10 protein-coding genes are annotated in these 6,801 nt (G+C 69.2%); 2 read left to right on the top strand and 8 right to left on the bottom strand.

The annotated features are described in order from the left end of the window. Positions 1–184: 184 nt before the first annotated feature. Complete coding sequence (locus GJV64_RS09965) at positions 185–763, top strand: hypothetical protein (protein ID WP_164157090.1); 579 nt, start codon at positions 185–187, stop codon at positions 761–763. Positions 764–822: 59 nt separating this feature from the next. Here GJV64_RS09965 and GJV64_RS09960 read toward each other — a convergent pair whose 3' ends face one another. Both GJV64_RS09960 and crcB read right to left on the bottom strand, forming a co-directional pair. Continuing rightward, positions 823–1,917, bottom strand: a complete 1,095-nt coding sequence (locus GJV64_RS09960; RefSeq protein WP_164157089.1) for an RluA family pseudouridine synthase — start codon at positions 1,915–1,917, stop codon at positions 823–825. Beyond that, positions 1,917–2,294, bottom strand: coding sequence for a fluoride efflux transporter CrcB (crcB, locus tag GJV64_RS09955; protein WP_164157091.1), 378 nt, complete (start codon positions 2,292–2,294; stop codon positions 1,917–1,919). Before crcB ends, GJV64_RS09960 begins: the two co-directional genes overlap by 1 nt. A 99-nt stretch (positions 2,295–2,393) precedes the next feature. Between crcB and GJV64_RS09950 the strand changes: the two genes are divergently transcribed. Then, positions 2,394–2,963: a VOC family protein gene (locus GJV64_RS09950; RefSeq protein ID WP_164157088.1), complete on the top strand. Its 570-nt coding sequence runs from the start codon at positions 2,394–2,396 to the stop codon at positions 2,961–2,963. Between the two features lie 10 nt (positions 2,964–2,973). Here the strand turns inward: GJV64_RS09950 and GJV64_RS09945 are convergent, their stop codons facing one another. The 6 genes from GJV64_RS09945 to rpsR all read right to left on the bottom strand — a co-directional run bounded on the left by GJV64_RS09945 (position 2,974) and on the right by rpsR (position 6,666). Beyond that, entirely contained in the window at positions 2,974–3,789 is an 816-nt protein-coding gene (locus GJV64_RS09945) for a hypothetical protein (protein WP_164157087.1), read from the bottom strand. Next, the gene (locus GJV64_RS09940; RefSeq protein WP_164157086.1) at positions 3,786–4,118 is read right to left on the bottom strand and encodes an MmcQ/YjbR family DNA-binding protein; all 333 of its coding nucleotides are present in this window, start codon (positions 4,116–4,118) and stop codon (positions 3,786–3,788) included. Before GJV64_RS09940 ends, GJV64_RS09945 begins: the two co-directional genes overlap by 4 nt. Further along, complete coding sequence (locus GJV64_RS09935) at positions 4,115–5,437, bottom strand: replication-associated recombination protein A (RefSeq protein ID WP_164157085.1); 1,323 nt, start codon at positions 5,435–5,437, stop codon at positions 4,115–4,117. Before GJV64_RS09935 ends, GJV64_RS09940 begins: the two co-directional genes overlap by 4 nt. Before the next feature lie 39 nt (positions 5,438–5,476). Continuing rightward, positions 5,477–5,749 (bottom strand): DUF3297 family protein, encoded by a 273-nt coding sequence (locus GJV64_RS09930; protein WP_164157084.1) that lies wholly within the window; start codon positions 5,747–5,749, stop codon positions 5,477–5,479. 104 nt (positions 5,750–5,853) lie between these two features. Then, positions 5,854–6,429, bottom strand: a complete 576-nt coding sequence (rplI, locus tag GJV64_RS09925) for a 50S ribosomal protein L9 (protein WP_164157083.1) — start codon at positions 6,427–6,429, stop codon at positions 5,854–5,856. 12 nt (positions 6,430–6,441) lie between these two features. Next, complete coding sequence (rpsR, locus tag GJV64_RS09920; RefSeq protein ID WP_164157082.1) at positions 6,442–6,666, bottom strand: 30S ribosomal protein S18; 225 nt, start codon at positions 6,664–6,666, stop codon at positions 6,442–6,444. Between the last annotated feature and the right edge of the window lie 135 nt (positions 6,667–6,801).

Raw genomic sequence — 6,801 nt, 5'->3', positions numbered from 1 at the left:
GCAGCGGCTGCGCAGCCTGCAGCAGCTGCGGGCGCTGCGGGCGTCGCGGCCGCCGCGCGATGCCATTCGCCGCCGCCGTTGAATTTTTTCGCGAAGGACTCCCGGCCCTCGCAGCGTTGAGGCTGATGTGGGCGGCATCAACGCCCCGCCACATGCGAAGGGAGTGACCACCATGCGTATCCTGATGTCTGCCACGGTCCTGCTGCTGGCCAGCGCCGCCGCCGCCCAGACCGCCCCAGAGCCGACCCCCAAGACCGGCACCGTCACATTCGACACGCCGCGCGCCTCGGGCGGCACCACCATCACCCGCGACCGCGACGCCGGCACCTTCAGCCGCGAGACCGAGGTGACCCGCAAGAGCGACGGCGCCACCATGACCAACAGCCTGACGCGCACCCGCACCGAGAACGGCTTTGCCACCGAACAGAGCCGCACCGGCTTTGACGGCAGCACCAGCGGCCGCACCTATGAGCGGACCCGCACCGACACCGGCTTCACAGAAAGCGGCACCATTACCCGCCGCGATGGCTCCACCTACAATCTGAACGGCAGCCTGGTGCGCGGCGATGGCAGCGCCACCCGGGACCGCGTGCTGACCGACAGCGCCGGTGCCACCATTGCCAGCCGCAACGCGGTGGCCAGCCGCAACGCGGACGGCCAGGTGACGCGCAATGTCAGCGCCACCGGCAACCAGCGCCTGCTGTATCCGGGCCGTGGCGGCGGCCCGCGTGGCGCCGGTCCGCGCGGGAGGGGTCGCCGCTAGGCACGTCCCCAGCCTGGCGCGACAGGGACCAGGGCGCATCGCGCCCTGGTCCTTTGTCGTCAGGACCGGCGCGGTGGCTTGGACGAACCGCCGGGCTGGCTGCTGCGCGAACGACGCTCGCCCCGGCGGTTGCCGCTCGCCGTGCTCGACAGGCGGCGGGATTTCTTCGCCGGCGGCGGCGGTGGCGGCGCCTCCTCCACATCGCCCAGCGCCAGGTCGAAGCCCAGCATCGCCCAGCTTTCGGCCATGTGGGGCGGCAGATCGGCCTTGATGTCGAGGCGGCCGCCATCGGGCAGCGCGATCACCAGCCTCCGGCTGTGCAGGTGCAGCTTGCGGCTGATCCCGCCGGTCAGGAACGCTTCCTTGCCGCCATATTTGCCGTCGCCCACCAGGCAGTGGCCGATGGCGGCGGCGTGGACGCGAATCTGGTGGGTGCGGCCCGTCAGCGGCTGAAACTCCACCCAGGCCGCCCGCCCGGCCGCGCGTTCGATCACGCGATAACGGGTCTTGGCCTTCAGGCCGGTTTCGGGATCGACCTGCATCTTCTCGCCGCCGGTGCCGGGCTGCTTGGCAATCGCGGCATCGATGGTGCCGGCGCTGACCTTGGGCACCCCCATGGTCAGCGCCCAATAGAGCTTCTTCGCCTCGCGCCCGGCAAATTCCTTGCTGAAGAAGGCGGCGGCGCGCGCCGTGCGGGCGAGCAGCAGAACGCCCGACGTGTCCTTGTCCAGCCGGTGCACCAGCCGCGGGCGGGACGGGGCATCATACTGCAGCGCATCCAGCATGGCATCGACGCTGGTCGACAGGCCGGTGCCGCCCTGCGTCGCCAGGCCTGGCGGCTTGTTGATGACGATCGCATGGGCATCGCGGTGGATGACCATCGCGCGCATATAGGCGATCTCGGCATCCGACAGCGGCGAGCGTTCCTTCACCTTCGGGCGCGGCGCCGTTTCGGCCGGCAGCGTGTCGGGCCAGTCAAGCCGCTGGCCGGCAGCGATCCGGTCCCCGGGGCCGGCCTTCTTCCCATCAAGCCGCACCGACCCGGTTTTCGACCAGCGCGAGACGATGTTGAAGCTGATGCCGGCGGCGTGACGCTGGAACCAGCGGTCGAGGCGGATGCCGTCGTCATCCTCGGCAATGATCGCGTTCGGCATCAGGCCAGCCCCCGCGCCAGCCACACCCCGGCCAGCACCGCCAGCACGCTGCCGGCCGCGCTGGACACGGCATAGGCCGCCGCCAGCGCCACTTCGGCCCGGGTGATCATGTTGTAGACCTCGAGGGAAAAGGCCGAAAAGGTGGTGAAGCCGCCGAGCACGCCAGCGCCAAGCAGCAGGCGCAACTCCTCGCCGCCGTCACCAAAGCGCGCCAGCCAGCCGGCCAGCACGCCCATCAGGAAGCCGCCGATGATGTTCACGGCAAAGGTGCCGAACGGAAAGCCGCCGCCAAGCGCCACGATCGCCCAGCGGCCAATGCCATAGCGCAGCATTGAGCCGATGGCGCCGCCAAGGGCGACCAGCAGCAGATGGGGCATGGCGGGGTTCATCGCCACCCCTTAGCGGGATTGCACTGCCATTGCCAATCGTGGCGGCCGGGCGCAGACTTGGGCGATCTCTTTGGGGGGAGAGTGACGATGACCACGGCGCCCGTGCCAACTCCAGTGCTTGCCCATGTCGTGTTCCAGACACGGCGGTTCGAAGCCATGCTGGACTGGTATCACCAGGTGTTCGGCACCCACGTGGTGCACCAGAACCCGGCGATGGCCTTCATGACCTTCGACGACGAGCATCACCGCTTCGCGCTGCTCAACCTCGACCTGGTGGCGCCCGGTGGCCCGGCGAATCGCGGGGCGGTGGGCCTCAATCACATCGCCTACACGCTGCCCAGCGCCGCCGCGCTGATGACCCTTTATCGCCGGCTGAAGCAGGTTGGCGTGGTGCCGGTATGGCCGGTCCACCATGGCACCACCCTGTCGCTCTATTATGATGATCCCGATGGCAACCGCATCGAGTTTCAGGTGGACGCGATGCCGCCGGGCCAGGCCGCGCTGTTCATGCACGGGCCGGACTTTGCCGCCAACCCGGTGGGCGTCGCCTATGATCCCGATGCGCTGCTGGCGCGCTTCGAGGCCGGCGCCAGCGAGGCGGAGCTGCTGGCGTTCAGCGCCGGGGAGCCCGCGCCGATCCCGCCGCTGCGGCACTAGGGCCAGGGCACTAGACCACCCCGAACGTCCAGCCTTCGGTTTCGGCAATGGCGGGCGTCAGCGCGGCTGGCTGCCACCAGTGCGGCTGAAGCGCGATGGCGCGCAGCCCGGCGGCCGTGACGATGGCATCGCCGACATGATCGGGAAACGTGGCCGGAAAGACCGCCGGCATGGGCAGGCTGCCGTGGCGGGCGAGCGCCGTATCGAGCGTCTGGAGATCACGCAGCTTACCCCGGAACCCGGCAAGGCGCGCGAAGGCCTGGGCATAGATTTCGAGGATCACCGGGCCACGCCCGGGCAGCGGATCAAAGGGCCACACCGGCCACTCCAGCCGGTGCAGCAGGCGCATGGCCGTGAGCGTCGCCTTGCCAACCTGGGAGGCGCCGAGCAGCACGAAGTTGGAGGTCGGCACGCCGAGGCCACTGTCCTTGTAGACCTGCTCCGTCACCCTCAGATGCGCGCGATGGTGGCGGGGGCCGTCCGCCGCGCCCAGCCAGAAGGCCTCGCGCCGGTGCTGGATGAAGCCATGGCCGCCCAGGTCGTCCTCAGCAGCGCATACCGCTTCCACTTCGGCCCAAAGCTCGCGCGCGGGCTGGGTGAAGGGCGGCACTGCGGCAAAGCCGAAACCGGCATCCATGCCCACAAGCACATCGCCCGACAGGCGGCCCAGCCATTCGAGCGCCGCCATGCGGGACCACACGCCGCCGGGCGGCAGCACCAGTTCGGGCGGCGCATCACCCGCCGCGCAGCAGGCGATCTGGATGGACTTGTGCCGACAGCCTTTGGCGCCCGACCAGTCGATGCCGACGAAGCGGGTGAACCTCACAACCCCCGCGCCTTGCGCTGGGCGGCGGAGGCATGGCCGGCCCAGGCCCGTTCCACCAGCACGGCGATGCGTTCGGGATCGGCGGTGGCCAGCCGTGCCAGCACCGCCGGCCAGCCGACATAGTGCGGGGTCTGGAAGAAACAGCCGGGATCGGTGGCGATCAGCATCTCCACCTCGTCCAGACCTGCACGCAATACGAAATGATCGGGCTCGCGCCCGATCACCACGAACATCTTGCCGCGCACCAGCACGGCATCGCGGCCATAGCTGGTGCCACGCGTGCTGCCGGGCAGCGCCAGCGCCATCTGCACAACCTCGTCCCAGGTCATGCGCCACTCTTCAACGCTGCGCGCCGTCGGGCCCATTCGGCCAGCCGTTCGGCGATGCGGGCCTCCATGCCGCGCGGGGACGGCGTGTACAGCGTCTGCGCGCCCATGCCGTCCGGCCAGTAGTTCTGGCCGGAAAAGCCATCGGGTGCGTCATGGTCATAGGCATAGCCCTGGCCATAGCCCAGGTCCTTCATCAGCCGGGTCGGCGCGTTCAGTATGTGGGCGGGCGGCGTTAGGGATCCGGTCGCCGCCGCCAGCTTCTTCGCCGCCTTTTCCGCCACATAGGCGGCGTTCGACTTGGGCGCGGTGGCGAGATAGAGGCAGGCGTGGACGATGGCGAGCTCGCCTGCCGGGCTGCCCAGGAAATCAAAGGCATCCTTGGCGTCGAGACAGACGCGCAGGGCATTGCTGTCGGCGAGGCCGACATCCTCGCTGGCAAAGCGCACCAGCCGCCGCAGGAGGTAGAGCGGCTCCTCGCCCGCCACCAACATGCGCGCCAGCCAGTAGAGCGCGGCATCGGGATCGGAGCCGCGCAGGCTCTTGTGCAGAGCAGAAATCAGCCCGTAGTGGCCCTCGCGGTCCTTGTCATAGACCGGCATGCGGCGGTGCAGGAAGGCGGCGAGCGCAGCGGCATCGAGCGGCGCCACGTCCCCCAGCGCCAGCAGCGTTTCGGCCTGTCCCAGCAGGAAGCGGCCATCGCCGTCGGCACTGGCGATCAGCGCGGCGCGGGCCTCGTCCGTCACCGGCAGGGCGTGGCCGGTGAGCGCTTCGGCGCGAGCGAGCAGCTCGGCCAGCGCCGTCTCGTCCAGCCGCTTCACGATCAGCACCCGGGCGCGCGACAGGATGGCGGCGTTCAATTCGAAGCTGGGATTCTCGGTGGTGGCGCCAACGAGGGTGATGGTGCCATCCTCCATCGGCCCCAGAAAGCCATCCTGCTGGGCGCGGTTGAAGCGGTGGATCTCGTCCACGAACAGCAGGGTGCGGGTGCCCGCCTTCGCCGCTTCGCGGGCTTCGGCGAACAGTTTCTTTAGGTCGCCAACGCCAGCGAACACGGCCGATATGGCGACGAAGCGCATCCCCACCGCTGCGGCGAGCAGGCGTGCGATCGTTGTCTTGCCGGTGCCGGGCGGGCCCCACAGGATCAGGCTGGAGAGGCTGCCCGATGCCACCATGCGGGTGATGGCCCCATCCGGGCCGGTGAGCGCATCCTGCCCCACCACCTCTGGAAGGCTGCGCGGGCGCAGGCGTTCGGCCAGCGGGGTGCCAAGGGGAGCATTCCCGCCCGGTCCAGGATCGTCAGTGGCGAACAGGTCGGCCATGGCTGCTTGTCACGCCATCGGCACGCCGGCGCAAGCGCCTCAGCTCTTGAACCAGGCCTCGACTGTGCCGGTGAGCTTGATGGTCAGCGGGTTGCCCTTGCGATCGAGGCTCTTGCCGGCGGCGACACGGATCCAGCCTTCGGAAATGCAATATTCCTCGACGTTGGTGCGCTCCACCCCATTGAAGCGGATGCCGACGCCGCGCCGCAGCAGTTCCCAGTCGTGGAAGTCGCTGCGCGGATTGACCGACAGGCGATCGGGCGGCGAGTCGGTTGCCGGCGTTTCGGGGGCGGTTTCAGGCGTATCGGTCATGCCGGGCTGCATAGTCGCCACCAGCCGCCCGGGCAAGAAAAAGGGGCCGCCAGCACATGCCGGCGGCCCCTGTTTCGTGTTCGGGCCTGATCGGGCTTACCAGATCAGCCTTCGACCTCTTCGGTCGGCAGGGTGCCCGGCTCGGCGTTCGGATCGAACACCTCGGTGAAGCCGGCTTCCTCGCGCTCGGCAGTGGCGGCGATGTCGACGCCCTTGGCCTGCAGCTCGGCCTCTTCGGCCGAACGCGCGATGTTGACCTTCACCAGCACCACCACTTCCGGGTGCAGCGCCACCTTGACGTCGTGGACGCCCAGCGACTTGATCGGCTTGTCGAGCACGATCTGGTTCTTGTTCACCTTGTGGCCGCCGTGGGTCAGCGCTTCGGCGAGGTCGCGAGCGGCGACCGAGCCATAGAGCTGGCCGGTGCCGGAAGCGGCGCGGATCATCACCACGCTGGCGCCTTCGATCTCACGCGATTCGACGCGGGCGATGTCGCGGCGCTTGGCGTTGTCGGCCTCGATGCGGGCACGGTCGGCTTCGAACCGCGCCTTGTTGGCATCGGTGGCGCGCAGGGCCTTGCCGCGCGGCAGCAGGAAATTGCGAGCGAAGCCAGGCTTCACCTTGACGACATCGCCAATGGTGCCGAGCTTCTCGACGCGTTCAAGGAGGATCACTTCCATGGCAGCTGCTCCTTACTTCACGAGGTAGGGCAGCAGGCCCAGGTGGCGCGCGCGCTTGATGGCCTTGGCCAGTTCACGCTGCTTCTTGGCCGAAACGGCGGTGATGCGCGCCGGCACGATCTTGCCACGCTCGGACACGAAGCCCTGCAGCAGGCGCACATCCTTGTAATCGATGGCGGGGGCATTGGCGCCCGAGAAGGGGCACGACTTGCGGCGGCGGAAGAAGGGACGTCCCATGATGCCAGTCTCCCTCAGTACGCTGCGCGCGGTTCACGGCGCGGGCGTTCGCCGCGCGGCGCGCCGCCATCACGATCGCCGCGACCTTCACGGCCACCCTCACGGCCTTCGCGGCCGCCTTCGCGCTCGCCACGG

The sequence above is a fragment of the Sandarakinorhabdus rubra genome, from assembly GCF_010994245.1.
In the GTDB taxonomy this organism is placed as follows: Bacteria; Pseudomonadota; Alphaproteobacteria; order Sphingomonadales; family Sphingomonadaceae; genus Sandarakinorhabdus; species Sandarakinorhabdus rubra.
Note: the sequence above shows the minus strand (reverse complement) of the source record. Positions and strands in the feature narration are given on the sequence as shown.